Source organism: Streptosporangium fragile (genome assembly GCF_039534445.1).
In the GTDB taxonomy this organism is placed as follows: domain Bacteria; phylum Actinomycetota; class Actinomycetes; order Streptosporangiales; family Streptosporangiaceae; genus Streptosporangium; species Streptosporangium fragile.
On record NZ_BAAAVI010000062.1, the window covers coordinates 25,911 to 51,717 of the forward strand.

A 25,807-nucleotide genomic window follows, 5' to 3' on the forward strand; every position below is an offset into this window, starting at 1 on the left:
CCCGGCATGCCGGGGGTCGGGTCAGGGGAGAAGGCCGAGCGCGGTGCGGCCGACGACGTCGGGTACCGCGTCGGAGTCCGGGGGCGCAGCGTCCCGGTGCGCCGTCACCGGCTGGACGCGGGTGTCTGTCATGGTCTTCCTCGTCCGGAGCCGGTGGCCGGGTCGGCCGGATCCGCGAGCAGCCCCCGCGATCTCAGGAGGGCGGCGGCTCCTTCGGCGAACCAGTAGGCCTCCTCCAGGTGCGGCTGGCCGGAGAGGACGAAGTGGTCCAGGCCGAGCGCGTGGTACTCCTCGATACGGTCGGCGACCTCCTCGTGGCTGCCGACGAGCGCGGTGCCCGCGCCCCCGCGGACCAGGCCGTAGCCCGCCCACAGGTTGGGGGAGACCTCGAGCTTGGTCCGGTCGCCGCCGTGCAGGGCGTGCATCCGCTGCTGGCCGACGGACTCGCTGTTGGCCAGGTCGGCCTGGACGGCGGCGATCCGCTCGGGGCTGATCCGGTCCAGCAGCCGTTCGGCCTCCGCCCACGCCTGCGCCGAGGTGTCCCGGCTGATGACGTGCAGGCGGATGCCGAAGCTCAGCTCCCGGCCCTCGGCCGCGGCGAGCTCGCGCATCCGGTCGAGCCGTACCGCGATCTGGGCGGGGGTCTCGCCCCAGGCGAGGTAGGTGTCGACGCGCCTTGCCGCGACCCGCTCGGCCGCCGGGCTGGCGCCGCCGAAGAAGATCTCGGGGCGTCCCCACGGCCCGGGGTCGACCCGCGCGTTCTCGATCCGGAAGTGCTCGCCGGTGAAGCTGAACGTCTCGTCCGGGGCCGGCCCTTCGGTGACGCCGCGCAGCACCGCGAGGAACTCGTCGGTGCGCGCGTAACGCTGGTCGTGGTCCAGGCGGTCGCCGAAACGGCGCTGCTCGGCGGAGTCGCCGCCGGTGACGACGTTGAGCAGCAGCCGGCCGCCCGAGACGCGCTGGAAGGTGGCGGCCTGGTGCGCGGCGAGGACGGGCGAGACGAGTCCCGGCCGGAACGCGACCAGGAACTTCAGCCGCTTCGTCACCTGCGTGAGCGCCGCCGTGGTGATCCAGGCGTCCTCGCACCAGAGCCCGGTCGGGGTGAGCACCGCCTCGTAGCCGAGCTGCTCGGCCGATCGGGCGATCTGGCCGAGGTAGTCGATGTCCGGCGGGCGGAAGCCGTTCGCGACCGCGCCGAGCGTCTTCTGCGAGCGGTCACCCGAGCCGACGATGTCCCGGTTGTCGCCGTTGGTCGGCAGGTACCAGTGAACGCGCAGGGTCATGCCGGCACCCCCGGCCGCCGGAACGCCGCCCCCGGGTGGTCGTCGCCGGGCCTGCGCCGGCCGGGCCCCCGGAGCTTCTCGCGGGACACCCCGGGCGGGTGGCTCTCCCGAGCCCTTCCCCGGTGGCGCAGTCCGGGCGTGACGTAGGTGATGAAGTCCTCGAAGGTCCCGGTGCTGACGGCGTAGCCGGGGTTCCCCGCCGCGCTCTCCGGCAGCCCGGCGAGGCCGGTCCGGCGGGGCAGCCGCGAGTAGGCGTCCGCCCGGTCGCCGGGGTGCCGCCGCAGGCCGGCGGACACGTGACCCACCACCGTCATGGCGAACCCGTTGAGGATGAGACGCTTGCCGGCGGTACTCATCTGTGGTCGTGTTCCAATCTCTTCGCCCGAGGCGGGTCAGGAGTAGTACGTCGGCTGCGGTGACCGCCCGTTGAGGGCGAAGTGTCCGATCTCCAGCAGCTTGTGGTGCGCCGGGTCGTGCAGCGTGTGGGTGCGCACGTTGCGCCAGTGGCGATCCAGCCCGTACGCGCGGGCGGTCGACCGTGCCCCGGTCAGCTCGAAGATGCGCGAGGTGACCTCCAGCGCGACCTCGGTCGAGTGCACCTTCGACTGGTAGGCGGCCACCGCCGCGCGGCCGCGCTCGTCCGCGGTGAGCTCGTCCGCGCGGTCGATCGCCGCCTGCACCAGCTCGCCGGCCTTGTCGGCGAGGGCGATCGCCGACTCGACCTGCACCCAGAGCCGGCCGTAGCGCTCGACGACGAGGGGGTCCTCGGTGGCCTCGGCCACCCCGGAGGTGAGCCAGGGGCGGGATCTGGTCCTGGTGTAGTCCAGCGCCTCGTCGAGCGCGCCGATGGCGACGCCCAGGTAGAGGTTGCCGAAGGCGAGCTGCGCCTGCGGGACCTGCAGCGTCTGCCGGGGCGAGAGGGGCGTGTCCGGGTGGCCGTAGTCGAGGAGGTCGTCGGCCGTGACGCGGACGTCCCGCAGCGTCGTGCTGCCGCTGACCGTCAGGCGCTGCCCGATGTTGTCCCAGTCGTCGCCGAAGACGATCCCGTCGGCGGGGGAGCGGATGGCGAACTGCCCGACGAGGCCGGACATATCCGTTCCGTCGATGACCGACCCCTCCGCGAACCGCACCCACACGATGAGCGTGTCGGCGACGGCCGCGCCGCTGGTGAACGGCTTGGTGCCGGTGAGCCGGAAGCCGTCGCCGTCCGGGGAGGCGAGGACGAGCGGTTCGTAGGCGGCCTGGGCGACGCTCGCGGCGAACCAGCCTTCCTCGACGAACCCCTTCGCCCGCCGCTCGGCGAGCGCCCGGTTGCCGCCGTCGAGTCCCGCGCGGGTGGCGAGGAAGTGGTAGGCGGCGATCTGGGCGATCGAGCTGTCACCGGTCGCGAGGATCCGCACGATCCTGAGCACCTGCTCGAAGCTCGCGCCCCCGCCGCCGAGTTCCTCGGGGAGGTGGATGGTGAGCAGCCCGGACCCGCGCAGCAGCTCGATCTCCGCCACGGGGTTCGCGCCCGCGATGTCGCGTTCGGCGGCGTCGGCGCGCAGTCGCTCGGCGACCTTCTCCGCCGCCTCGCGCCATTCCGCGAACCGGGCGGGGCCGGAGCGGGGCGGAATCCGGTCGATGAGACTCACGAGGATCCTCCGGCTTGCGGTCGGGACGGCTGCCGACGCTCTCCGCGCCGGTCGGCGGATCCGCCGTGGCGGGCCGCCGGTCGCGTGGTCGCGCGCATCCGGGAGAGGTGTCGGGGGTTGCTCGCGGCTCCCGGCCGGGGGACGGGCTCGCGGACCGGCCGGAGCTCCGGCGTGACGGTGCTGTGCTGCGTTGCCATTTCTGATCACGGTTTTCTTCTTGCGCGCCGGCGGGACACCCGCGGGGGCGGACGCCGGGCGGAGCGCGTCGAGTCGGCTCGACGGGTTCCGTGTGGATGAGAACGGGGTGAACGTGTACGGGTTCGCGTGCGGCGGCTCGGCCGCCGCACGGTGGGGTGCCGATGTATCGGGGGAGACGGTCTCGGCCGGCGTTCCCGGCGGTCGACGGGCCCGTGGGAACGCCGGACCGCCGGCTTCGGCGGGTGAGGGATCGCGGAGGGGTATCCGGGTCTGCGCGGAGCCGCCGGCCGCGGCTCAGGAGTGCGGCGGCGGCTCCGGGGCGCGCATCGGCACGCACCGTGGTGCGCCGGTGCCCGCCCCGAGGAGTGGAGAGCGCAGGGAGAGCAGTCAGGAGCTGCGACAGAGGCTGGCGGCCACGCGCGCGAGGTCGACGTGGCGCCGCATAATCAGGACTTTCCCTACATGCATAGTAGGAAATTTAGCTCCATTGTCACCGATATGCAAGTTTGTCTGCTTAGCGTGTTGGCTGCTCAGAGTGCCGGCTGGGGTTCCGGGGCGGGGAAGGCCGCCCGGGCCCCGGTGAGAAGACGCGGCGGCTCCGGGAGGGAGAGGCGGTCCCGCAGGAGGCTCTCCCCGCTCTTCCGGGTGAGGCCCTTCTCGCCGAGCCGGGGGACGACCCGGTCCAGGAGCTCGGCCAGGGCGTCCACCGTCGGCTCCGGGCGGACGAGCAGGCCGTCCACCCCGTCGAGGGCGGCCACCGCCTCGGCCCCGGCGAGGAACTCGTCGAGGCTCTGCCCACGCGCGTAGGTCACCTGGGCGAAGAGCAGCGCGCGCCGGGTCTCCACGGCGCGGAGCGCGGCGACCGCGGCGGCGACCCGGTCCGGGCCCTCCGGCCGGAAGACCACCACGTCGACGATGTCGGCCGCCGCCGTCACCGCGTCCACCGAGTCCGCGTACCACGCGATGACCGGCGAGCCCTGCGGGGTCGTCGGGACCGTGAGGGGGCCCGCGATGTCGAAGACCCCCCGGTGGTCGATGTGGACGATCTGCTCGGCGCGGGCGAAGATCCGGGTCTCCCGGTCGGCGATGATCGACTCGTGGGGCCAGCTCTGCCACAGCTTCTGGACGGCGATCGCCGCGTCGCGCGTGGTCTCGATCCCCAGCGGGACGCCCGCGGTGAGCCCCGCCCCCGCCCAGCCCTCGTGCCCCTCGGGCCCGGCCGCCGCGTGGCCGTCGCGGACGCCGAGGATGAGGCCCGTCCTGCCCCGGGACAGGTGGTCGCCGGAGGCGACCCGCCGGGCCAGGTTGTACGGGTGATCGCGGTGCGGCGCCGCGGCGGCGAGGAAGGCGGTCCGCGGTGCCCGCCTCGCGAGGAACGTCGCGGCGACGGTGGGGTCGAGGGTCGCCCCGTCCCCGGGGACCGACCCGTCGATCCGCTCGACATCGGCCGCCACGAAGGCCGCGCCGGCGTCGTCGAGCCGGGAGGTCAACCCGGGGTCGCCGGTCAGCGCGACCAGGTGCTCGCCGGAAAGCCCGAGCCCCAGGAACTTCGGCTGGTTTCTGCCCGCATTCTCGCCCATCGGCGAAGTCCTTTCTCACAGTGAGGGCGCGTCGTCCCGCGCCGTCAGTTCGACGCGGCCTGGAAGTGCCCGCGCAGGGTGTCGGTCGCGTACTCGTGGCGGAACAGCCCGCGTTTGCGGAGCAACGGCACGACCTCGTCGGCGATCACTTCGAGCCCGTCGACGAGGACGTCCGGCTGGAGGTTGAACCCGTCCACCGCGCCGGACCGGTACCAGTCCTCGATGTGGTCGACGAGCTGCTCGGGGGTGCCCGCGAAACCGCTGTGGCCGGAGCCGGTGTACCGCGTCTGCCGGAGGTACTCGCGGACGGTCGGGTCGGTCCGGCGGATCTGCTTCACGATCGACTGCCGGAAGCCGATGCTGCCCCCGGCGTTACGGGGATCGACGGCCGCGGCGAGGACCTCCTCCGGGAACTTCTCGTCCAGGTCGAGCTGCGACGCGTCGTAGCCGATCGCCTGGGAGAGCCACTGCACGGAGTAGGCGGCGGGGCCCCGGTCGTGGAGCTCGTCGCTGCGGCGCCGGGCCTCCTCCTCGGTGCTGCCGAGGCTGAGCAGGAGACCGGGGAGGATCTTCACCGAGCCGGGGGAGCGCCCGGCGGCGACGGCGTGCTGCTTGACCTCGCGGTAGTGCTCGATGGCGCCTTCCTTGGTGAGCTCGGCGGCGAAGACGCCGTCGGCCCGGCTCCCGGCGAGCGCGCGCCCCTTGGCCGAGCCGCCGGCCTGGAGCAACACGGGGTGGCCCTGCCGGGACCGGGGGACGTCGAGCCTGCCCTCCAGGTCGAAGAACCGGCCGCGGTGCCGGACGGCGGTCCCGGTCCCGGCCGACTCCCACAGGGCCTGGACGAGATCGACGAACTCGGCGGCGCGGTCGTACCGGTCGTCCCGTTCGGGGATGTCGGGCAGGCCGAAGTTCTGCGCGGCGGGGGAGTTGCGGGTGGTGACGATGTTCCACCCGGCGCGCCCGCCGGAGACGTGGTCCAGGGAGAGCAACCGCTGCGCCAGGTCGAACGGGTCGTTCAGGGTGGACGAGGCGGTCGCGATCAGGCCGATCCGCTCCGTCGTCGCGGCGACGTGGCTCCAGGTGACGGCCGGCTCCAGCCGGCCGGCGTTGGCGTCGTACGCGGGGTCGCCCAGCAGCGGCCCGTCGGCGAGGAAGAGGGCGTCCAGGGTGCCGCGCTCGGCGACCGCGCCGATGTTCTCCCAGTAGGCGGGGTCGATGAAGGAGTCCCTGTGCAGGCGGTCGGACTGCCAGGCCGCGGGCAGATACCCGAGCACCAGGACGTTGACGCCGAGAATCACATGGCCTTGCCGGGGGTCGGACATCAGGGCACCTCCACTGTCGTCTGCGTGTTATTCACTCTGGCCACCGGCGGCCTTCTGGTAGACCTCGGTGGGGTCGGCCCGGTTGATGTGCCAGTCGCCGACGATCCGCTCCTTGTAGACCCGGGGGTTGTGCGAGGCGAGGGTGCGCGCGTTGCGCCAGTGGCGGTCGAGCAGGAGGTCCTCGGAGACCCCCGAGGAACCGAGCGCGTCGAAGACGACGGTGGTCGCGTTCAGCGCGGCCTCGATGATGACCAGCTGCGCCTGCGCCGTGCTGATGTGCCCGTCGACCAGCCGCCGCCTCTGCTCCTCCTCGTCGCCGTGGATGTGGGCGTGCGCGATGCGGTCCAGGTCGGCCGACGAGTTCAGCAGCGCCGAGTTCGCGCCGAAGGCGGCGGCGGAGACCTTGCCGATGACCTGGAGCAGCTGGGCGTCGTCGGTCGGGCTCTCCGCGGTGGCGTGACGGTAGGTGCGCCTGCGGTTCTTCAGGGCCTCGATCCCGTCCCGCAGGGTCGCCTGGGTGATCCCGGCGAGGACGGAGAGCAGCGAGGTCTGGTAGAAGAGCCCCTGGTAGCCGAAGCGCTCGGTGGCGGGGAACAGGTCGGCGCTCTCCACCCGCGCCCGGGTGTAGTTCGCGCTCCCGCTGGCCGTGGTCTTCTGGCCGAACCCGCGCCAGTCGTCCACGAGTTCCACGCCGGGCTGGTCGGCCTTCACCAGCGCGGTGACGAGCTCGCCGTCGGGGTTCAGGCCGATCACGTCCAGCCAGTCGGCGTAGAGGCTGCCGGTGGCGTAGTACTTGGCGCCGCTCAGCAGCCAGTGGTCGCCCTCCGGGACGAGCGTGGTCTTGATGGTGGCGTAGGTCCCGTTGCCGGCCTCGGTCCAGCCGCCCCCGACGAAGTCGCCGTCGAGGAAACGCCGCAGCCAGGTGGTCGTGGACTCCGAGGGCCGGGCGTTCAGCCGGTCCTCGACGAAGGCCAGGTGGTTGCGGAACACGTGGGCGACGTTCGGGTCGGCGGCGCCGAGTTCGCGCAGCAGCTGGAAGGTCTGCTGCAGCGACGCGCCGAGTCCGCCGAACTCCCGGGGGATGCGGATCGTGCCGAACTTCGCCTCGGTCAGCCAGCGGACCTGGTCGTACGGGAAGATCCGGCCCTGCTCGCGCTCGAGGTTTCCCTCGGCGATCTTCTCGAAAACCGGGTGGAACAGTTTCTGGAGTTCTTCGGTGTCCGCGGTCGGATACCGGAGAGAGGAGACGGGACCGGACATGCGCCAGCCTTTCTTGGGAGAGGCCCGGAAGCCGCGTGGAGCGGAGTGGCGGGCGGCCTTTCTTCGTGGAGATGGGCGGGGCGACCGGGGACGTGGCGGCCACGTCCCGGCCGGCGGACGGCCCGGCCTTGAGGCGGGGACGTCCGGGATGGGGGCGGGTGTTCAGTGACGGCGGCTGCCGGCCCCGCGCGTGAGGTGGGCCGCCCGGCGGGTGGCGAGCGCGGCGGTTCTGACCATAACCCTATTTTCCTACATGTTTAATTGGTATTCAATGCCGTCTCACATTTCGAGATGGTGATCCGTTGGGTGGACAGTCCCGTGCCGTCGGCCCCGAGGTCGCCGGTGAGGGCCGGGCCGTCGTCGCAGGGTGGCGGGGTTCCGGGAGTCCGGGATCGCAACCCCGGCTCCGATGGGCGCACAGATCTTGACATATGGGATGCGATTGAATACCCATTAAACATGTAGGAAAATAGGGTTGCTTGGGAGGCGTCACTCCCACCGATCACCGGACGGTCGGCCTGTCCACTCCGCACCCGCACCCGCGTTCGGCGGCGCACGCGCCGACGCATCACCCCATGCTCGGAAATTTCGTCACATCTGCGACAAGATCGAAAGAGAACTCACAGTGAAGATAGGACAGCTTGGCCGGTTGGCGGCCCTGAAAGCCGTGGCTCTGGCGAGCGCCCTGCTCCTGGCGGCCTGCGGCACCACCGCCGGTGGGAGCGGTGCCGACGGCGCGTCGCAGAGTGACAGCACGCCCCGGAAGGGCGGCACCCTCGTGGTCGGCCTCTACCTGGAACCCCTCGCGCTCGACCCGCACCGGCAGGGTTACTGGGAGACCTACCGCGTGTCGAGCAACATCATCGAGGGTCTCGTCAAGGAGGACCTGTCCGACCCCGAGGGGCCGAACAAACTCCTCCCCGGCCTCGCGACGGAGTGGAAGGTCTCCGACGACGCCAAGACGTGGACCTTCACCCTGAGGAAGGGCGTGAAGTTCCACGACGGCTCGGACTTCAACGCCCAGGCCGTGCACAAGAACGTCCGGCGCGTCTCCGACCCGCAGTACGAGTTCTACGACGAGACGAGCGTGCCGAAGCTCGCCGTGTGGTTCGGCGATCTGGTCAAGGGCGAGGTGGTGGACGACTACACCTACTCCTTCGAGTTCTCCAAGCCCTTCCTCGGCTTCCCCCGGATCCTCGCCCAGGCGATGAGCACGCTGCCCATCGGCAGCCCCGCCGCCTGGGAGAAGCACGGCAACGACGGCTTCGCCGACCACCCGAGCGGCACCGGGCCGTACACGTTCGTCTCCCGCACCGTCGGCGACCGGATCGTGCTGAAGAAGAACCCGTCGTACTGGGGTGAGGAGCCGTACCTCGACGAGCTGGTGTTCCGCATCATCCCGAACAACCAGACGCGGCTGGCCGCGCTGCTCGGCGGCGAGGTCGACCTCATCAGCTACGTCCAGCCCGAGGACGTCCAGACCCTGGAGTCCAGGGGGTTCCAGGTCCCGACCGGGCACGGCGCCGCGTTCCTGTACCTCACCTTCAACTACAAGAACAAGGTGTTCGACGACGAGAAGGTGCGGAAGGCGATCATCCACGGCATCGACCGCCAGAAGCTCGCGGACGAGCTGTACAACGGCAACGCCAAGCCGGTCTACTCCCTCCAGCCGCCCGGCAACGAGGCCTACGACCCGGCCGCGCGCGACTTCGAGTACGACCCCGAGAAGGCCAAGTCCCTGCTGAAGGAGGCCGGTTACGACCCGGGCGAGCTGACGTTCACCATCGTCGCCGACGTCGCCAACCAGAACACCGTCGAGTGGCTGCAGAGCCAGCTCAAGAACGTCGGGGTGACCGCCGACATCGTCACGCTCGACCGTCCCAACTACGTCGCCCGCGCCTTCGGCACGCCGGGGCCCACCGACGGCCTGAGCATCGACGAGTACGGCGGCACCTACGCCGAATGGCTGCACCAGGTCCTGACCACGAACATCGCCAAGAAGGGCTTCGACCTGGACGGGAACACGGAGATCAAGGACGCCGTGGAGAAGGCGCGCGACGCCACCGACCCGGACAAGCGGATCGAGCTGTGGAAGGCGGCCGAGACGAAGGTCCGCGAGTCCGCGGTCGCCATCCCGGCGGTGACCCTGACGAAGTACTACGCGCTGGGCCCGAACGTCCGCGGCTTCACCTTCGCGGCGACCAACTGGTACGACCTGACGAAGGTCTGGCTGGCCAAGTGACCAGGTGGCCGGGTCGCTGACATGGGAACGCTCAAGCACATCCTCTGGCGGTTGCTGAACATCGTCCCGGTGCTCTTCGTGGTGTCGGTCCTGACCTTCCTGGTCGGCCGGCTGACACCCGGGGATCCCATCGAGGCGCAGTTCGCCAGGGATCACACACCCGAGCAGATCGAGGCCATCCGGGAGGCGTACGGTCTCAACCTGCCCGTCTGGGAGCAGTACGCGAAGTGGGTGAGCGACCTGTTCACGGCCGGGGGCGGCCAGTCGATCGTGCAGAACCAGCCGGTCTTCGACATCCTCGGCCCGAACTTCGTGAACACGCTGATCCTGACCGCCGCCGGGGTGGTGATCTGCGCCGTCTTCGGCATCCTCGTGGGCCTGATCGCGGGAACCAACCACCGGCGCTTCCTGGACCGCTTCGCCATGCTCTTCGTGCAGGTGGGGAGCAACCTCTCGGTGTACTGGTTCGGCCTGATCCTCATCTGGATCTTCTCGCTCCAGCTGCAGTGGCTCCCCACCAGCGGCATGGAGTCCAGGAACGGCGGCGGCCTCGGTGACGTGCTCGCCCACCTGGTGCTGCCGGGTTTCTCGGCCGCGTTGATCTCGATGCTGGTGCTCGCCCGTTTCACGCGTCTCGGCATCGTCCAGAACCTCCAGGCCGACTACGTCCGCACGTTCAGGTCCCAGGGGCTGCCCCGGTGGAAGCTCATCGGCAAGCACATCGGGCGGAACATCCTTCCACCCGTTGTGAACATCATCGGACTGGAGATCGGAACGTTGATCACCGGTGTGATCTTCGTCGAGAGCGTCTTCAACTGGCCGGGCATCGGGACGCAGCTCGTCAACGCGGTGAACGGCAAGGACTACACCCTCATCCAGGGAGGCGTGGTGCTGGTGGCCCTGTGCTATCTCGTGGTCAATCTGCTCACGGACATCACGGTGGACGCGCTCAACCCCCGGCTCAGAAGATAACGGGACGGCGTCTCATGGCATCTCCGAACAGTCAGGCGCTGAAGCTGCTGAAGAGGACCGCGGCCCCGCGGCGGCGCTCCCGGCGGCGCACGAACGCGCAGGTGACCCTCGCGCTCGTCATCATCGTGTTCTTCGTCCTTCTCGGCGCGTTCGCCCCGGTCGTCGCGCCGTACGACCCCGACCTCGCCGACGGCGGCATCAAGTATCTGGGGATCGGTGAGCAGGGACACCTGCTCGGCACTGACGAGCAGGGCCGGGACATCCTGAGCAGGCTCATCTGGGGCGGCAGGACGTCGCTGATCATCGCGGCCCTGGCGTCTCTCACGGCGACCGTGCTCGGGAGCGTCCTCGCGCTCGTCGCGGGATTCTCCAATGACAAGGTCGCCGGGCTGATCATGAGAACGATCGACATCATGTTCGCCTTCCCGGTGATCATCATCGCGCTCGTGCTCGCGGTGATCTTCTCGCCGGGCACGCCGGTCGTCGTCCTGTCGATCGTGTTCGCCGCGATCCCCTACGTGACCCGGGTCGTCTTCGCCGAGGTCAAACTCCAGCGCGGCCGGGAGTACGTCGAGGCGGCGGAGTCGCTCGGCGCGGGATTCCTCTCCATCCTCCTGCGGGAGGTGCTGCCGAACGTCATCGGGCAGATCGTGGTCTACGGCACCGGGCTGGTCGGCGGAATGATCGTCTTCTCGTCGAGCCTGAGCGCGCTCGGCATCGGGGTACAGCCCCCGACGGCCGACTGGGGCCGGATGATCTCCGAGGGGGCGAAGGTCATCATCTCCGGCAGCGTCCACGTGGCGCTGCTGCCGGGGCTGGTGGTCCTCCTCGTCGCGCTGGCCTTCAACTGGCTGGGCGACGGACTGCGGGACGTCTTCGATCCACACAAGAGGAAGGCCGGAAGTTGACCGGACTTTTTTCGCCCGCGCTGGGCGGGCAGCCCCACACCGGGGCGCCCGGCGCGCTGCTGAGCGTGCGGGGACTGTCGGTCGAGTTCGGCCGCGGCGCGGAGGCCGAGACGGTGGTGGACGACGTGAGTTTCGACGTCCACCCCGGGGAGACCTTCGCGCTGGTCGGCGAGTCCGGGGCGGGGAAGAGCGTCACGGCCGCGGCGATCATCGGCCTGCTGCCGGACGACGCCACGGTGACCTCGGGCTCGATCTCCCTCCAGGGGCACGAGCTGCTGCCCGCCAGGGGCGCGCCGGTCATCGCGTTCCGCGGCACGAAGATCGGCATGATCTTCCAGAACCCGCTCTCCTCCCTCGACCCGTCATTCAAGATCGGCAACCAGCTCCGGGAGATCATCGGCCTGCACAGACCGGCGACCCGCGGGAAGGACCAGCGGCTGATCGCCGAGACGTGGCTGAGGAACGTCGGCATCGAGGACACCGGCCGGGTCCTCTCGGCGTACCCGCACGAACTCAGCGGGGGAATGCGGCAACGTGTGATGATCGCGCTGGCCGCCCTCTCCCAACCGGTCCTGCTGATCGCGGACGAGCCGACGACCGCGCTCGACGCGGTCATCCAGAAGCAGATCCTCGACCTGCTCAAGAGCGTGATCGCCGAAACGGGAAGCTCGCTGCTCGTCATCACCCACGACTTCGGAGTCGTGTCGTACGTCGCCGACCGGGTCGCGGTGATGAAGGACGGCCGGATCGTCGAGCAGGACCGCGGCGACCGGGTGCTCAGCGCCCCCGCCGACGAGTACACCCGGTCACTGGTCGGGGCGGTGCCCGAACTCGGCACCAGGTTCCGTCTGGAGGAACGCGGCCTGCCGAGACGTCTCGGCGTGACCGGCGGTCCGGACGGCGCCGTCCCGCCGCCCTCCCGGCGTGAGGACACCGGGAACGACGCCGGGCCCGCGCTGCTCACGCTGCGGAACGTCACCAAGGAGTTCGTGGTCGGCGGCGTCGGCACCGGGCAGCGGAAGCGGCGCTTCACCGCCGTCGACGACGTGTCCCTCCAGGTCGGGCGAGGAGAGATCTTCGGGCTCATCGGCGAGTCCGGATCGGGGAAGTCCACGATCTCCCGCCTGATCGGCGGCCTGCTCCCGGTGACCTCGGGGGAGATCGTCTTCGACGGCCAGGACGTCACCAGGCTGTCCAGGGCCGGCCTGCGGCGCCTGCGTCCCCGGTTCCAGTTCGTGTTCCAGGACGCGACGAGCTCGCTGAACCCCCGGGTGCCCGTCGGCGAGCAGATCAGCCGTCCGCTGCTGCGCTTCGGCAAGGCGGCCTCGCGCAGGGCGAGCGAGGCGCGCGCGGCCGAGGCGCTCGAACTGGTCTCCCTGCCCGCCTCCTACCTGGGCCGGTACCCCCACGAGCTGTCCGGCGGGCAGCGCCAGCGGATCGGGATCGCCCGGGCGCTCGCCCTCGAACCGGACCTGCTGATCCTCGACGAGCCGACGTCGGCCCTGGACGTGTCCACCCAGGCCACCATTCTCAACCTGCTGCTCGACCTCAAACGGGAACTCGATCTCACCTATGTCTTCATCGGCCACAACCTGGCCGTCATCGAGTTCCTGTGCGACCGGATCGGGGTGCTGGAGCGCGGAGTCCTCCTGGAGACCTTCGACGCCGCCGAGCTGTCCGCCGAGGAACGCCACCCGGTGACCAGGTCACTCCTCGGCGCGGTCCTCCCGATCCGCCGGGACCCGCCGTACGGCGGCTGACCGGGGCCCCGGCGGTCATCCCCGGAAAGGAACCGCCGGGGTCGTGGCCGTCGGACCGGGGCGAGGAACATCGGAACGAAAAGCGGCGGCAAGCGAGCCGGTCACCGGGTGGCGGCCTGCGCCGGGTCGGCGTCGTGGCGCGGGTGCCGGGCCTGCGGGTATCCCCTTGCGCCAGGGCTCAGGAGAGATCTGCCCGCTTCGCCGACTCCGCCGCGAGCAGCGCCGCGCCGAGCTGCACGGCGACCAGCGAGCGGAGCGGGATCGGCGTGGCCATCGCCTCGGCTTCGGCCTCGGCGAACCACTCGTCGAAGCGCGCCCCGAACCGGGCCCGCTCGGTCCGGATGGCCGGCGTCTGGTTGCCCGCGCCGAGCTCGGCGTCCAGCATGCGCAGGTAGGTCCCGCAGTACCGCAGCCGGATGCTGTGCACGATCTGTCGGTTGCCGACCACCTCGGCCACGGTGGCGGGCCGGTCGGTGCCGGGGAAGCTCTCCCATTCGCCGATGAACTCGTCATGGGAGCCGACGAAGTCCTCCAGGGCGCGGCGGAAGGGGGAGTGGACGGTCAGATCGGCTCTGACGGAGGCGAGGGATTGCGCCAGTTCGGCGATCAGGGCGCGTTGCGCGGCGAGGCCGGCCTGGATCGCGTCGCCGTACTCCTGGTCGGTGGGGGTCTGGTCGGCGACGCGGGGGTCGGCCCAGTAGGGCAGTTCGGTGATCAGGTGCAGGGCGCCGAAGCGGTCGGCGTAGTCGACGCTGCCGCCGCCGATGCCGTAGACGGCCGCGAGCTCGGCACCCCTGGGGGTCACGTAGGCGGCGGGGCCGATCGGGACGGCGCTCGGCACCTCGGGCGGGCCCATGTGCAGGGGCAGGCCCTCGGCGGTCGCGACGGCGGCCAGGCGGGCGGCGAGCGCGGGGTCGTCCTTGCTGAGGTAGTAGAACGCGCCCTGGAGCTCGCCGTTGTGCAGGGAGTAGACGAAGGCGGGCTTGACCTCGTCCATCAGCCGCATCAGCGCCTCGGTCTCGGGCAGCGTGCGGTCGAAGAAGTGGTCCTCGCCGGTCAGCGGGAAGGTCCATTCGACCTGGTCGGCTTCGGCGGGGCGGTAGAAGTGCTCGGCGTAGGCGCGGCGGTCGCTCGGCCGTGAGTACCAGCCCTCGTTGAGCCGGGCGCCGTCGGGGTCGACGCACGGGATGAGGTGCCAGCGGAAGCCGAAGTCCTCGCGCAGCGCGGCGTCCTCGACGAGTTGGCGCAGCAGCGTGCTCACGGTGAGCGAGCCGATGGGCTCGTTGGGGTGAGGGCCACCGATGATCACGGCGTCGTGGGGGCCGGCGCCGATGGTCGCCGCGCGCAGCGGCTCACCCAGACGCGAGGTGCCGATGCGGCGAAGCCGTACCAGGTCGGGGTGGGCGGCGGCGAGGTCGTCGAGCTCGGCGTGCATCTGGTCCACGGTGGGGAACGCGGTGTAGTCGGGCACCCGGCTCATGTGGTGGGCGACGTCCATCTTCGACCTCCTGATAATCTGGATTATTCTAGTAAATCAGATTATCTTTACGGCGTGCAGGAGATGTCATGCGGCTGACCAGAGCGGAAAGCAAGGCGGCCAACAAGCGCGCGCTGATCGAGGCGGCGCGCGAGATCGTCGGCAGGGAGGGTGCCAAGGCGAAGCTGGAGGACATCGCCGAACTGGCCGGCCTGACCACCGGCGCGGTCTACTCGCTGTTCGGCGGCAAGAACGACCTGATGGTCGCCATGGTCGACGACTACACCGGTCCGCTCGACGTGCGCTCGATCGAGGCCGCCGAGCCCGGCATGCCGCTGGAGGAGGTCGTGGCCGAGGTCGCCCGCCGGTTCCTGCGCATGTCGGCCGACCCGCAGGCCGCCGGGAAGCTCCTGTTCGAGGCGCGCGTGCTCGATCTCGTGCTCAACGACCCGGCGCTGCTCGGCAAGCTCAACGCCTCGATCAGGTCGACCGAGGCCGACCTCGCCGCGCTGTTCTCAGGTCGCGAGTACGGCGGGGCCGCCGTCACGGACGAGCAGGCGCTCCGCCTGGCCCGCGCGCTGAAGGCCCTGCTGTCCGGGCTCGGCCAGAGCGTCGTGCTCGGCGCCCACGACGTCTCCGAGGAGTTCTTCGTCGGGACCGCCCAGGCCCTGGTCACGCCGAGGGTGCTCGGCCCGGCCTAGATCACGGCCGAGGGTTCGGGGGGACCACGCGGCCGCACGTCACCCCACCCCGAAAGGCAGGACCATGTCCAGATCCGGATTCGGCATCATCAGCGCACCGGTGTTGTTCATCGGCGCCCTCCAGACGATGGAGATGACCCTCTCGCCCGCGCTCCCGCTCATCCAGCGGGACCTGGCGGCCTCGCCGGAGGCGCTCGCCTGGATCTTCACCGGCTCGCTGATCAGTTCGGCGATCAGCACCCCGATCGTCGGCCGCCTGGCCGACATGTACGACAAACGGCGGCTGCTGTTCGCGCTGATGGCGATCAGCAGCGCCGGAATCCTCCTCGCCGCTCTGGCGCCCAACATCACCGTGCTGATCGTGGGCATGACGGTGGAGGGCGTCTGGCTGGGCGTGCTGCCCCTGACCGTGGGGTTGTTCCGCGACACCCTCGAACCCGACCAGGCCGCCACGGGCAACGGCCTGGTCATCGGCGTCGCCTCCCTGGCCAGCGCGCTCGGCCTCATCCTCGCCGGGCCGATCAGCGCGGCGCTCGGCTACCGGTGGCTGTTCTTCCTGGCGCTGGCCGGTGCGCTGGTGGCCGCGCTCTGGGCCTGGTTCGTGGTGCCCGCCACGCCTCGCGCGGCCGCCGGGCGCGTCGACTGGGCGGGCGGGCTGCTGCTCGGCGGCGGCCTCGCCCTGCTCATGCTGGGCCTGACCACCGCCTCCAGCTGGGGCTGGACGGATCCCGCCACCCTCGCCCTGTTCGCGGCCGCGGCGCTGACGCTGGGCCTGTGGGCGGTCATCGAGCTGCGCTCCGCCGACCCGCTCGTGGACCTGCGGCTGCTGGCCGGGCGCACTCCGGCCGGAGTGACGGCGATGGGGGTCATGTTGGGCTTCACCTCCTTCGGGCTCGTGGTCGCCCTGCCGATGATGCTGGCCGCGCCCGTCGAGACCGGGTACGGCCTGGGCGCCGACACCCTGTGGATCGGGATCTACATGTTCCCGATGGGCGTCGCGGGCACCCTGGTCGCGCCGCTGGTCGGGCCGATGTCCAGGCTCCTCGGGCGGCGCGCCGTGCTGGTGCTCGGCAGCGCGCTCGTCTGCGCCGGCACCGCCATGCTCGCCTTCTGGCACTCCTCCCCGTGGCAGATCATGGCCGGGGTGGCGATCATGGGGCTGGGCGGCTCCGTCGGCCTCACCGCCGGGCTCAACGCCGTGGCCGCCGACGTGCCCGCCGACCGCGCGGCCGGGGTCAGCGGCGTGGTCTTCGTCGCCAAGAGCGTCGGCGGCACCTTCGGGGCGCAGCTCGGCGCCCTGGTGCTGGCGGCCGGCGCGGTGGCGGGAGTGCCCACCGAGGACGGCTTCGTCGACACCTACCTGCTGTCCGCGGCGCTCGGCCTGCTGGCCGTCGGCGCCGCTTTCGTGATTCCCACCGCGGTACGGGAGGCCCAAGGCGGGCGCCCGGCTTCGGCCCGCACGACGAAGCCCGCCATCCCCGGGCGGGACATCCTGTGACCGCGACCAAGGAAAAGGAGCAACCGGTGCGGGTCTACATCTCCATCGACATGGAGGGCGTGGCGGGCATCGCCACCATGGACCAGGTCGTCCGCGGCGGCCACGGGTATCCGCGCTCGCAGCGGCTGATGACCGCCGAGGCCAACGCCGCCATCGAGGGCGCGTTCGCGGCCGGGGCCGACAGCGTCCTGGTCAACGACAGCCACGGCACCATGGACAACCTGCTGCACGAGGAGCTCGATCCGCGCGCCCGGCTGATCTTCGGCACCCCCAAGCTGGACTGCATGGCCGAGGGCATCTCGGCCGAGCACGACGTGGCCATGTTCCTCGGCTACCACGCCGCCGCCGGCTCGCCGGGCGTGCTCGCCCACACCTACTCCTCGCACTTCTACGAGGTGCGGCTCAACGGCCGGCCGGTGTCGGAGGCCGAGGTCAACGCGCTGCAGGCCGCCGCGGTCGGCGTCCCGGTGGGGCTGCTCACCGGCGACGACGTCATCTGCGGCGTCGCGGACAAGGCCTTCCCCGGCGTGCGGACGGTCGCCGTCAAGGTCGCGCACGGGCACACCGCCGCGGACAGCCTCTCACCGGCCGAGGCCGGGCGGCTGATCCGGGAGGCGGCGGCGGAGACCGTCCGGGGGGCCGGGAAGCTGACGCCGCTCCGGCTGCCCGAGGTGTTCGAGCTGGAGATCGACATGCCGAGCACGCCCGCGGCCGAGCTGGGCGCGCAGATCCCGGGCGTGCGCAGGATCGCCGACAAGACGCTCGCCGGCACCTTCGCCACGCCCACGGAGGTGCTCGGCTGCGTGACGGTCTGCTACCACCTCGCCGCCGACGCCATGATCAGCCGGATGGCCCTGTATGGCAGGCGCTAGCCGGCCCGCTGGCCCGTACGCCAACCGGACGGGCCACGAGTTTGCCGCTCAGGCCAAACGGTTCGCGTGCGGGGATCCGGATACTGAGAAGATGGATCTTGAGCAGGTGGAACACGCCATCGCCGCCCTCCCCGGCGTCCGCCGGGACACCCCGGGCCTGGCGGTCGGCGTCTACGCGGACGGCAGGGCGCTGCACACCTCGGCCAAGGGCGTGGCCACCGTCGAGTTCGGCGTCCCGATCGACTCCCGCACCCGCTTCGACGTCGCCTCCATCAGCAAGCAGTTCACCGCCGCGTGCCTGCTGCTGCTGGCCCGGGACGGCAGGCTGAGCCTGTCGGACGACGTCCGGACGCACATCCCCGAGCTGCGGCTCGACGTGCCCGTCACGATCGCCCAGTGCCTGCGGCACACCGGCGGCCTGCCGGAGTGGTACGCCCTGCAGGCCATCACGGGCGTCCCGCTCCGGGTGCTGGACGAGGAGCGGCTGATGAAGATCGTGACGGGCATCCGCCGGACCATGTTCGAGCCGGGCACCGGGTTCTCCTACTCCAACACCGGCTACATCCTGGCCGCCGTCGTGGTCAGGCGGGTCAGCGGGCGGTCGCTGGCCGAGTTCGCCCGCGACCGGCTGTTCGGCCCGCTCGACATGAACGACACCGTCTTCCGCGACGACACCTCCGTCCCGCTGCCCCGCATGGCCTTCGGCTACACCGGCGCCGGCACCAGGGCCGACACCGAGGAGAGCGCGGTCGGCGACGGCGGCGTGGTGACCAGCGTCGCCGACCTCGCCCCGTGGTTCGGCTTCCTGGCCGACGGCCGGGTGCTGGGCGCCGACCTGCGCGAGGCGCTGCTGGAGAGGGCGGTGCTCGCCGACGGCACCGTGCTGCCGTACGCGCACGGGATCTGCCACTTCACGGTCGGAGAGCTGAGCGCGTACGGCCACGCGGGAGGCATGCACGGCTACGTCGGGAACCTGCTGTACCTGCCGGATCCCGGCCTCGGCGTGGCCGTGCTGACCAACCAGAGCGGGCTGGACCCGGTCGGCATCAGCATGCGCCTGGCCCGCGCCCTCACCGGCCAGGACCCGGCGGCCCGGCCCGCCCTCGCCGACGCGGCCACGGGCGAGACGGGCAGGACCGCGCTGCTCGGGCACTGGCGTGATCCGGCGAGCGAGGCCACGCTCACGCTCGAACCCGCAGAGGAGGGCGGGATCTCCCTGACCGGCTCCGCCGCCACCGCCGTGCTCGCGCCCGGCGACGACGGCCGCTGGCACGGGCAAGAAGACGCCGAAGGGGCCTGGCTGGCACTGGAGGACGGGCGGCTCCTGCTGGGTGACGACAGGTCGATCCGGTGGCCGGCCTCCTTCATCCCGTGCGGCCCGCCGGGCGACGGCCCCGCGCCGGAGGGAGCCTGGCTCAACGACGAGCTCGGCGTGCTCGCCGTACTCCGGAAGGAGGTGCTGCGCGTCGGTCTCACGCTCGAAGTCCCCGTCACGCCCGCGCCCGCGGGAACGTGGCGGGCGGGCCCTTTCACCTTCCGCCTCGACGAGGACGGCGACCTGCTGCTCAGCGGTTCCGGCCTGCGCGGGATGCGCTTCGTCGCACAGCCCGAGGGCACCGCGGCCGTCGGCATCCCCCCTGGCCTGGTCTAGAGAAAGGCTCACTCCATGCACGACCTCATCCTGCGCGGCGGTACCCTGCACGACGGGTTCGGTTCGCCGGGCCGTACCGCCGACGTGGCGATCGACCGCGGCCGCGTCACCGCGACCGGCCGCGACCTCGGGCGGGCGGCCCGCGTCGTGGACGTGGACGGCCTGGTCGTCGCGCCGGGCTTCATCGACCCGCACAGCCACTCCGACACCGTGCCGTTCATGGCCGGGGCGCAGCCGTTCAAGCTGTGGCAGGGCGTCACCACCGAGATCGTCGGAAACTGCGGCTTCTCCTGCGGCCCGTCCGCCCCGGAGTCGTCGGGCTTCACGCCGGAGATACTCAGCGAGCGGGCCTTCTCCACCTTCGGCGGCTACCTTGACGCGGTGGAGAAGGAGGGCACGACCAACAACCTGGCCGTGCTCGTCGGCCACAACACGCTGCGGCTGGCCGTCGGCGGCATGGACGCGGCGCTCCGGCCCGGCGCGCTGGAGCGGATGGCCGAGCTGGCGGCGGAGGCGTTCGCTTCGGGCGCGTGCGGGCTGTCCAGCGGCCTGGAGTACGTGCCGGGCGCCTACGCGGACACCGCCGAGCTGATCGCGCTGGCCCGTGTCGCCCGGCGCTGGAACCTCGTCTACGCCACCCACATGCGCAGCGAGAGCGAAGGGCTGGCCGACGCGCTGGACGAGGCCGTGGAGGTGGCGGCGGCGGCCGGGGTGCGGCTGCAGGTCTCGCACTGCAAGGCGTCGGGCCGGGCCGTGCACGGCTCGTCGGAGATGTTGCTGGACAAGCTGGCCGCCGCGCGGGTCAGAGGAGTGGACCTGCGTGCCGACGTCTACCCGTACCGGGCGTTCGGCACGGTCCTGGTCGCCCTGCTGCCGCCCGCGGCGTGCGAGGGCGGTGAGGTGGAGCTGCTCAGGAGGCTGGCCGATCCGGCCGAGCGGCGGGCGCTGCGCGCGCTCGCCGAGGATCCCGGGTGCACGACCGGCGCCGGCCTGTGGCGTGAGGTGCATCCCGAGGACGTGCAGCTCATCCGGCATGCCTCCGCCGCCGTGTCGGGACGCAGGCTCGCGGAGGTGCTGGACGGTCGCGAGCCGTGGGACGCGCTGTGCGACCTGCTCATGGCCGACCCGCACGGAGACGGCGTCTTCCACACGATGCACGACGACGACGTGACGCGGATCATGAAGCATCCCCTCGTGTCGATCGGCTCCGACGGCGGGCCGCCCGCCGGGCCGAACCATCCGCGCACGTTCGGCACGTTCCCCACATTCCTCGGCGAGTACGTGCGCGATCGCGGGCTCGTGCCGATGGCGGAGGCGATCCGCAAGGTGAGCTCGGCGACCGCGGCCCAGTTCGGCCTGGCCGACAGGGGCTGGCTGGGCCCGGGAGCGGTCGCCGACGTGTGTGTGTTCGACCCCGCGGCCATCCGGCACGACGGCACCTACGACGAGCCCGGCGTACGGCCGGCGGGCGTCACCCACGTGCTCCTGGGCGGCCGGGTGGTGATCGACGACGGCGAGTTCACCGGCGGCAGGCATGGACGCCTCCTTCGCCGAGGCGACGGCTGCCTCCAGCCGCGGGAAGCCGGGTGAGCGCACAGGGCCGGGTGACGCTCGGCGTGCTGCTCGACAGTCTCGGGACGGAGGCGGTGACCGCGCTGTGCCTGCCGTCCGGCCGCCAGGCCATGGTCGGCGCGCCCGTCATCTACGGCTCCGACGAGCCGATGACCGCCCTCGACGGAGCGCTGCTGCTGGTCACCGTCAACCCGGAATCGTCCCTGCTGGAGCGCGCGGCCGAGGCGGGCGCCACCGCGGTCGTGGTACGGGCCGGGCTCGGCAACGCCACCGCGCTGACCGAGGCGGCGGAGGGCACGGGGGTGGCGTTGCTGGCCGCCGCGCCCGGCCTGTCGTGGGGCCAGCTCTACGCGCTGGTCGACGCCCTGCTCGCGCTCGTCGCCCCCGCGGCCGACCTGGGTGGCGACGCCCAGGCAGGCGACCTGTTCGCCCTGGCCAACCAGGTCGCCGCCCGGGTCGGCGGCGCCGTGGCCATCGAGGACCTGGCCATGCGCGTGCTCGCCTACTCCACGATCGGCGGCCAGCGCATCGACGAGCTGCGCAGGGAAGGCATCCTCGGCAGGCGCGTCCCCGAGCATCCGACGAACGCCGAAGAGTACGCCGCCGTTCTGCGCTCCGACCGGGCCGTCTGGAGCTTCGAGCCACGCGAGTACCTGCCGAGGCTGGCGATCGCGGTGCGCGCCAGGGGCGAGGCGCTCGGCACGATCTGGGCCATCCAGGCCGACGAGCCGCTCGCGCCCGACGCCGCCGCCGCGCTCGCCGAAGCGGCCAGGACCGCCGCCCCGCACCTGGCACGCATCAGCCTGGCCGCCGACAGGGCCCGCAGGACCAGAGACGAGTGGCTGGGCTGGCTGCTGCGGGGCGTCGGCCCCGTCGGCGAGCTGGCCGCTTCCTTCAGCCTGCACCCGGAGGAGCCGATCGCGGTCGTGGCGGTCGGCGCCGGGGAGGCCGGGAGACGTACCGACGTCTTCGCCGCCACGCACGCCGGAGACCTGCTGCGCACCGCCTACACCGCCTACCGGATCAGGGCCGCCGTCGGCGCGGTGGACGGCAGGACCTACGCCGTCGTGGCCGCCGCAGCCGGCACGCCGCTGCTGCGACGCATCACCGCCGACACTCTCGGCCAGATCAACGACCGCCTCGGCGGCCGCTGGCGGGCCGGCGTCGGCAGGACCGTGGCTTCGGTCGCGCAGGTCCCCACCAGCGCCAGGCAGGCCGACGAGGCGCTGCGCGCGATGTGCGGGCCGTTCGCAGGCGGCGAGGTGGGCCTGCACGAGGAGCTGGCGGCGGCGCTGTTCCTGCTGGACGCGGCGGCGTCGATGCGCACCAGCCCGGTGCTGCTGGGCGAGCCGCTGTCGCTGGTGGCCGAGCACGACGCCAGGCACGGCACCGACTACGTCCACAGCCTGCGCGTCTGGCTGGCCGCCCACTACGACGTGCCCAGGGCTGCCGAGAAGCTGTCGCTGCACCCCAACACGCTCAGGTACCGGCTGCGCCGCATCGGTGAGCTGATCCCGCTCGACGACCCCGACGTCAGGATCGTCCTGGGCCTCCAGCTACGGCTGGGCGAGATCCGGGCGTCCGGCACAAACAGCGGCGAGTGAAGTTCGGCCTGCACGCCAACGCCCCGGCGGCGGCCCGGCGGAATGCTGGTGGGCATGGTCGAACTCCGCATCCTCCACGACACCTCCCAGTTCCAGGCCGCCGACCGGCTGCTGCGCCGCATCTGGAACACCGGGCCGGGCGACGACCCGCCGCTGGCCGTCGACCTCATGTGCGCCCTTGCCCACGCCGGCGGCTATGTCGGCGGCGCCTTCCTCGACGGCGAGCTCGTCGCCGCCGCCTCCGGGTTCCTGGCCGAGGGCGGCAGCCTGCACTCCCACATCGTGGGCGTGGCGCCCGAGGCGCGGGGCCGAGGGATCGGCCAGGCGATCAAGGCGCACCAGCGCCGGTGGGCCGCCGAGCGCGGCCTGAACTCCATCTCCTGGACCTTCGACCCGCTCGTGCGCCGCAACGCCTTCTTCAACCTGGCCAGGCTCGGCGCACGGGCCGAGCGGTACGTGCCCGACTTCTACGGGCCGATGAACGACGGCATCAACGGCGGAGACGCCTCCGACCGGCTGTTCGCGCACTGGCCGGTGAACCCGGGCCCGGCCCCGGCCCCGCCACGCGGGAGCGAGGCGGCCGTGGTGATCCTGGACGAGACCGGGTCGGCGCACGAGCCCGGCGGTGCCGCCGTACTGCGCTGTGCCACGCCCGCCGACGTGGAGCGGCTGCGGCGCGAGCACCCCGGGGAAGCCGTGAGGTGGCGGGCGGCGCAGCGGGCCGCGCTGGGCGGCGCGCTCGCCGGCGGCTACCGGATCACCGCCTTCACCGGGGCCGGCTGGTACGTGCTGGAGCGTGCGGCATGAGGATCGTCGAAGCCGAGCTGCGCACGGTCGCGCTGCCGCTGCTCGCGCCGTTCCGCACCTCGCTCGGCACGCAGACCGTGCGCAGGGCGCTGCTGGTGCGCGTGCGCGGCGCCGAGGGGGAGGAGGGCTGGGGCGAGTGCGTGGCCGAGGACGAGCCCACCTACAGCCCGGAGTACCTGGAGGGGGCGGCCGACATCATCCGGCGCTTCCTCCTGCCCAGTCTGTTCGCCGTGCCCGACCTCGACCCGGCAGGCGTGGCGCCCGCGCTGGCGCACCTGCGCGGCCATCCGATGGCCAAGGCCGCCGTCGAGATGGCCGTCCTGGACGCCGTGCTCAGGGCGCGCGGCCTTTCACTCGCCACCTATCTGGGAGGAGTGCGGCGCAGCGTCCGCGTGGGCGTGTCAGTGGGCATCGCCACCACCCTCGACGCCTTACTCGACACCGTCGACCGGCACGTCAGCGCCGGCTACGCGCGGATCAAGCTCAAGATCGAGCCCGGCTGGGACCTGGAACCGGTCAGGCTGGTCCGCGAGACGTTCGGCGCCGAACTCATGCTGACCGCCGACGCCAACACCGCCTACGCCCCCGCCGACGCCCGCCACCTGGCCCGCCTCGACGCCTACGGCCTGACGCTGCTGGAGCAGCCCTTCGCCCCGGACGACCTGCACGGGCACGCCCGGCTCGCCGCCCGGATGGAGACGCCGATCTGCCTGGACGAGTCGATCACCTCGGCCCGCGCCGCCACCGCCGCGATCAGAGCGCGCGCCTGCTCCATCATCAACATCAAGCCCGGCAGGGTCGGCGGCTATCTGGAGGCCCGCCGCATCCACGACCTGGCCCAGGCGAGCGACGTGCCGGTGTGGTGCGGCGGCATGCTGGAGACCGGGCTCGGCCGGATGGCGAACCTGGCGCTGGCCAGCCTGCCCGGCTTCACACTGCCGGGCGACATCTCGGCGACCGCTCGCTACTACGAGCGCGACATCACCGCCCCGGTCGAGCTGGAGGCCGACTCCATCGCGGTGCCCGAGGGCCCCGGGATCGGCGTCGCGCCGGACCCGGACGCCCTGGAGACGTTCACCGTCGGCCCGCCCGCGCGCGTCATGTGGGGGTCGCCGTAGTACTCGGGAAAAGGGGGCGGATACCCGGAGGCAGGCCCTGAGCCGAGGATTTCAGGCTCTGGCAGGAGGCTGCCGGATGATCACTCCGATGTTCGCGGACGAGGAATCGGAGGGGCCGCGGCGGTTCCCGGAGATCGGCACCCCGCCCGCCGCGCGCGTCCCGGTGCCGGAGGCCGTCACGGCGTGCGGAACCCTCGGAAGGTCACGGGCTTCCGGGTCTCGAAGCCGAGCCGCTCGTAGAGGGCGATCGCGCCGGTGTTCGCCCCGGCCACGTGCAGGAAGGGACGTTCGTCGCGAGCCAGGATACGCGCGACGAGCGCACTGACCAGGCGGGCGGCGTGTCCTCGCCCGCGTGCCTCGGGGATGGTGCAGACGGCGCTGATCTCGGTCCATCCCGGTGGCCGGAGTCGCTCACCCGCCATCGCCACCAACGTGCCGTTCTCGCGGACGCCGAGATAGGTGCCGAGTTCGTGGGTGCGCGGCCAGAACGGCCCCGGCTGGGTCCGCGCGACGAGGTCGAGCATCTCGGGCACACTGTCCGCGCCCAGGTCGACCACACCGGTGACGGTCTCGGCATGCGGGTGATCGGGTCGGCCGTTGCCGGGCCAGATCATCTGGCGGCCTTCGAGGACGAAGACCGGCTCCCAGTCCGACGGCGGTGCAGCCGCGCAGCTGAACATGTCGGCGAGTTCGCCTTGACCGAGCAGCCGAGCGAGATCGGCCCACTCCCGCGGATCCGGGTCGGCGGTTACCGCGGAGAAGGTCGCGACTCCCGGCTGGTAGGTGGCGGCCCGGCCGAGTCGGCGGGCGAGGTGCGCGTGGTGACCGCGGAGTGATTCGCCCACCGGGTCGTCGAGTACGGTGGCGTCGCGGTTCACCATTGTGCTGGGCCTCTCGTGTCGTGCGGGGTTGACGGTGGCCGGTCGGACGGGGGATAACCCGTCCAGCCGGCCATCCTACGGACACCATTCTCATAAGTGACCATTTGTGAGAGCACTCACCGTGACGGCGGCTACGCGGAGCACACCCCTGCCGCCCACCCCGTCCAGGCGGGCGAGCCGGGGTCGCGCGGGGTCGTAGAGCACCATGACCTGCCGGCCCGGACGGGCCGGCGCCGGGTTGGAGCCCAGATCCGGCTCGGTCTCCACCACGGAACCCTGCGTCGTCTGGAACCGCAGCGTGGGGTAGTACCCGCCGATGTCGTTTTGTCTACCTGCTTTGAGGGACAGCGCACTAGTAGTACTTCGTTAGGTTGATTTGATCTTCGGTGGTGGGTGGTGTTCTGGCGGAGTCGGGCCGGGAATGTCGCGGTGGCAGGTGGGGCACGCGCCGGTCCATGCGCGTATGA

General features: G+C 71.8%; 21 protein-coding genes. 12 read left to right on the plus strand and 9 right to left on the minus strand.

Annotated features, from left to right (window positions below):
• Window positions 1-128: 128 nt before the first annotated feature.
• From ABD841_RS31220 to ABD841_RS31245, 6 genes are all read right to left on the minus strand, one after another.
• Window positions 129-1,283, minus strand: coding sequence for an LLM class flavin-dependent oxidoreductase (locus ABD841_RS31220; RefSeq protein ID WP_344979274.1), 1,155 nt, complete (start codon window positions 1,281-1,283; stop codon window positions 129-131).
• On the minus strand, window positions 1,280-1,639 hold the full coding sequence (locus ABD841_RS31225; RefSeq protein ID WP_344979276.1) for a hypothetical protein: 360 nt from the start codon (window positions 1,637-1,639) through the stop codon (window positions 1,280-1,282). Before ABD841_RS31225 ends, ABD841_RS31220 begins: the two co-directional genes overlap by 4 nt.
• 36 nt (window positions 1,640-1,675) lie before the next feature.
• Window positions 1,676-2,917 (minus strand): acyl-CoA dehydrogenase family protein, encoded by a 1,242-nt coding sequence (locus ABD841_RS31230; RefSeq protein WP_344979278.1) that lies wholly within the window; start codon window positions 2,915-2,917, stop codon window positions 1,676-1,678.
• Window positions 2,918-3,645: 728 nt separating this feature from the next.
• Window positions 3,646-4,695, minus strand: coding sequence for an LLM class flavin-dependent oxidoreductase (locus ABD841_RS31235; protein WP_344979280.1), 1,050 nt, complete (start codon window positions 4,693-4,695; stop codon window positions 3,646-3,648).
• Between the two features lie 44 nt (window positions 4,696-4,739).
• Window positions 4,740-6,017 carry an LLM class flavin-dependent oxidoreductase gene (locus ABD841_RS31240; RefSeq protein ID WP_344979283.1) on the minus strand — a complete coding sequence of 426 codons (1,278 nt, stop codon included), beginning with the start codon at window positions 6,015-6,017 and terminating at the stop codon, window positions 4,740-4,742.
• A 27-nt stretch (window positions 6,018-6,044) separates the two neighbouring features.
• Entirely contained in the window at window positions 6,045-7,277 is a 1,233-nt protein-coding gene (locus tag ABD841_RS31245) for an acyl-CoA dehydrogenase family protein (protein ID WP_344979285.1), read from the minus strand.
• Between the two features lie 649 nt (window positions 7,278-7,926).
• Between ABD841_RS31245 and ABD841_RS31250 the strand changes: the two genes are divergently transcribed.
• The 4 genes from ABD841_RS31250 to ABD841_RS31265 are packed head-to-tail and all read left to right on the plus strand — an operon-like array spanning window position 7,927 to window position 13,159.
• Window positions 7,927-9,519 (plus strand): ABC transporter substrate-binding protein, encoded by a 1,593-nt coding sequence (locus tag ABD841_RS31250; RefSeq protein ID WP_344979287.1) that lies wholly within the window; start codon window positions 7,927-7,929, stop codon window positions 9,517-9,519.
• A gap of 21 nt (window positions 9,520-9,540) precedes the next feature.
• Complete coding sequence (locus ABD841_RS31255; protein ID WP_344979289.1) at window positions 9,541-10,491, plus strand: ABC transporter permease; 951 nt, start codon at window positions 9,541-9,543, stop codon at window positions 10,489-10,491.
• Window positions 10,492-10,505: 14 nt separating this feature from the next.
• A complete protein-coding gene (locus tag ABD841_RS31260; RefSeq protein ID WP_344979291.1) occupies window positions 10,506-11,399 on the plus strand; it encodes an ABC transporter permease in 894 nt (297 codons plus the stop codon).
• Window positions 11,396-13,159 (plus strand): dipeptide ABC transporter ATP-binding protein, encoded by a 1,764-nt coding sequence (locus ABD841_RS31265; protein WP_344979293.1) that lies wholly within the window; start codon window positions 11,396-11,398, stop codon window positions 13,157-13,159. Before ABD841_RS31260 ends, ABD841_RS31265 begins: the two co-directional genes overlap by 4 nt.
• A gap of 178 nt (window positions 13,160-13,337) precedes the next feature.
• Here the strand turns inward: ABD841_RS31265 and ABD841_RS31270 are convergent, their stop codons facing one another.
• Window positions 13,338-14,657: a M14 family zinc carboxypeptidase gene (locus ABD841_RS31270; protein ID WP_344979295.1), complete on the minus strand. Its 1,320-nt coding sequence runs from the start codon at window positions 14,655-14,657 to the stop codon at window positions 13,338-13,340.
• A 68-nt stretch (window positions 14,658-14,725) separates the two neighbouring features.
• Between ABD841_RS31270 and ABD841_RS31275 the strand changes: the two genes are divergently transcribed.
• The 8 genes from ABD841_RS31275 to menC all read left to right on the plus strand — a co-directional run bounded on the left by ABD841_RS31275 (window position 14,726) and on the right by menC (window position 24,459).
• Window positions 14,726-15,337, plus strand: a complete 612-nt coding sequence (locus ABD841_RS31275; RefSeq protein ID WP_344979297.1) for a TetR/AcrR family transcriptional regulator — start codon at window positions 14,726-14,728, stop codon at window positions 15,335-15,337.
• Between the two features lie 64 nt (window positions 15,338-15,401).
• Complete coding sequence (locus ABD841_RS31280) at window positions 15,402-16,835, plus strand: MFS transporter (protein WP_344979299.1); 1,434 nt, start codon at window positions 15,402-15,404, stop codon at window positions 16,833-16,835.
• 26 nt (window positions 16,836-16,861) lie between these two features.
• A complete protein-coding gene (locus ABD841_RS31285) occupies window positions 16,862-17,707 on the plus strand; it encodes a M55 family metallopeptidase (protein ID WP_344979301.1) in 846 nt (281 codons plus the stop codon).
• A gap of 91 nt (window positions 17,708-17,798) precedes the next feature.
• Entirely contained in the window at window positions 17,799-19,358 is a 1,560-nt protein-coding gene (locus ABD841_RS31290; RefSeq protein ID WP_344979303.1) for a serine hydrolase domain-containing protein, read from the plus strand.
• A gap of 15 nt (window positions 19,359-19,373) precedes the next feature.
• Window positions 19,374-20,948: an N-acyl-D-amino-acid deacylase family protein gene (locus ABD841_RS31295; protein WP_344979305.1), complete on the plus strand. Its 1,575-nt coding sequence runs from the start codon at window positions 19,374-19,376 to the stop codon at window positions 20,946-20,948.
• Entirely contained in the window at window positions 20,945-22,534 is a 1,590-nt protein-coding gene (locus ABD841_RS31300) for a PucR family transcriptional regulator (RefSeq protein ID WP_344979307.1), read from the plus strand. The genes ABD841_RS31295 and ABD841_RS31300 overlap by 4 nt, the downstream gene beginning before the upstream one ends.
• Before the next feature lie 54 nt (window positions 22,535-22,588).
• On the plus strand, window positions 22,589-23,341 hold the full coding sequence (locus tag ABD841_RS31305; protein ID WP_344979309.1) for a GNAT family N-acetyltransferase: 753 nt from the start codon (window positions 22,589-22,591) through the stop codon (window positions 23,339-23,341).
• A complete protein-coding gene (gene menC / locus ABD841_RS31310; RefSeq protein ID WP_344979311.1) occupies window positions 23,338-24,459 on the plus strand; it encodes an o-succinylbenzoate synthase in 1,122 nt (373 codons plus the stop codon). Before ABD841_RS31305 ends, menC begins: the two co-directional genes overlap by 4 nt.
• Before the next feature lie 176 nt (window positions 24,460-24,635).
• Here the strand turns inward: menC and ABD841_RS31315 are convergent, their stop codons facing one another.
• Together ABD841_RS31315 and ABD841_RS40950 are read right to left on the minus strand one after the other, a co-directional pair.
• Window positions 24,636-25,340 (minus strand): GNAT family N-acetyltransferase, encoded by a 705-nt coding sequence (locus ABD841_RS31315; protein WP_344979313.1) that lies wholly within the window; start codon window positions 25,338-25,340, stop codon window positions 24,636-24,638.
• Between the two features lie 90 nt (window positions 25,341-25,430).
• Window positions 25,431-25,688, minus strand: a complete 258-nt coding sequence (locus ABD841_RS40950; protein WP_425582070.1) for a DUF3592 domain-containing protein — start codon at window positions 25,686-25,688, stop codon at window positions 25,431-25,433.
• Window positions 25,689-25,807: the final 119 nt, after the last annotated feature.

Coding starts and splice junctions, on each gene's coding strand:
- ABD841_RS31220 (WP_344979274.1), bottom strand. CDS start 1,283: ATGACCCTGCGCGTTCACTGGTACCTGCCGACCAACGGCGACAACCGG.
- ABD841_RS31225 (WP_344979276.1), bottom strand. CDS start 1,639: ATGAGTACCGCCGGCAAGCGTCTCATCCTCAACGGGTTCGCCATGACG.
- ABD841_RS31235 (WP_344979280.1), bottom strand. CDS start 4,695: ATGGGCGAGAATGCGGGCAGAAACCAGCCGAAGTTCCTGGGGCTCGGG.
- ABD841_RS31240 (WP_344979283.1), bottom strand. CDS start 6,017: ATGTCCGACCCCCGGCAAGGCCATGTGATTCTCGGCGTCAACGTCCTG.
- ABD841_RS31245 (WP_344979285.1), bottom strand. CDS start 7,277: ATGTCCGGTCCCGTCTCCTCTCTCCGGTATCCGACCGCGGACACCGAA.
- ABD841_RS31255 (WP_344979289.1), top strand. CDS start 9,541: ATGGGAACGCTCAAGCACATCCTCTGGCGGTTGCTGAACATCGTCCCG.
- ABD841_RS31260 (WP_344979291.1), top strand. CDS start 10,506: ATGGCATCTCCGAACAGTCAGGCGCTGAAGCTGCTGAAGAGGACCGCG.
- ABD841_RS31270 (WP_344979295.1), bottom strand. CDS start 14,657: ATGGACGTCGCCCACCACATGAGCCGGGTGCCCGACTACACCGCGTTC.
- ABD841_RS31275 (WP_344979297.1), top strand. CDS start 14,726: ATGCGGCTGACCAGAGCGGAAAGCAAGGCGGCCAACAAGCGCGCGCTG.
- ABD841_RS31280 (WP_344979299.1), top strand. CDS start 15,402: ATGTCCAGATCCGGATTCGGCATCATCAGCGCACCGGTGTTGTTCATC.
- ABD841_RS31290 (WP_344979303.1), top strand. CDS start 17,799: ATGGATCTTGAGCAGGTGGAACACGCCATCGCCGCCCTCCCCGGCGTC.
- ABD841_RS31295 (WP_344979305.1), top strand. CDS start 19,374: ATGCACGACCTCATCCTGCGCGGCGGTACCCTGCACGACGGGTTCGGT.
- ABD841_RS31305 (WP_344979309.1), top strand. CDS start 22,589: ATGGTCGAACTCCGCATCCTCCACGACACCTCCCAGTTCCAGGCCGCC.
- menC (WP_344979311.1), top strand. CDS start 23,338: ATGAGGATCGTCGAAGCCGAGCTGCGCACGGTCGCGCTGCCGCTGCTC.
- ABD841_RS31315 (WP_344979313.1), bottom strand. CDS start 25,340: ATGGTGAACCGCGACGCCACCGTACTCGACGACCCGGTGGGCGAATCA.